Source organism: Vibrio sp. YT-19(2023), from assembly GCF_033337395.1.
Map to the genome: position 1 here is coordinate 1 of NZ_JAWOQN010000577.1, position 664 is coordinate 664.

Below are 664 nucleotides of genomic sequence, written 5' to 3' on the forward strand. Positions count from 1 at the left end.
ATTTAAGGGGGTTCTCATGGGTATCCGAGACAACATTGCCGCTCTGGAGCAACAAATTTACGTTGCTTGTTCAGAGGGAGACTACGAGACGGTCAACATGCTTGAGCATCAACTCGAATACTTGCGTGGCAAAGTGGAACATCCATTAGATGATGACCCTTATGCCTTAGACACTCGATTCGAGTGGGAAGATGACATGACCAAATAGAAAAAACCTCCGGCATTTACCGGAGGTTTTTGTTTTTAGGTTTAAAACGCAGAGCTTTATTCTGCCATCAGCTCATCAAGTGCATTAACTGACGCAGCGACTTGCTCGTCCAATAAACCTTGCTGAGCGTTGTATGTATCTAGCGGTTCGGCAGCAATCTCGATACTTTGGCAAGTGTTCATTAACGCAGTAAGACCTAAACTCCCCGCACTGCCTTTTAGTTTATGAGCGAGATTTTTCACTGCTAGGCTGTCATTTTTTTCTGCTGACTCAACCAACTGTCCAAGTACATCCGCACTGGTATTTCTGAACAAGTCGATGATATGCAGCATTTTTTCTCTGCCTAAAATCTTCATGTCGGACTGGATCACGCTTGGATTAATGATGACCATTTCTGGTTCCTCTCGTTGTTGGTGGTCTTGTTCGACCTGATTTTCAATAGTTAGATTGGTATCG

Annotated in this window: 2 protein-coding genes; one reads left to right on the top strand and one right to left on the bottom strand. The window is 44.0% G+C overall.

What is annotated here, in order from left to right:
* The first annotated feature begins 16 nt into the window (after nt 1-16).
* A complete protein-coding gene (locus tag R7E78_RS27235; protein ID WP_005454225.1) occupies nt 17-208 on the top strand; it encodes a hypothetical protein in 192 nt (63 codons plus the stop codon).
* Nucleotides 209-264: 56 nt separating this feature from the next.
* On the opposite strand, the gene R7E78_RS27240 is transcribed toward R7E78_RS27235, so the two are convergent.
* The coding region (locus R7E78_RS27240; protein ID WP_318058763.1) for an Hpt domain-containing protein at nt 265-664 on the bottom strand (400 nt) is incomplete at its 5' end.

Coding starts and splice junctions, on each gene's coding strand:
- R7E78_RS27235 (WP_005454225.1), top strand. CDS start 17: ATGGGTATCCGAGACAACATTGCCGCTCTGGAGCAACAAATTTACGTT.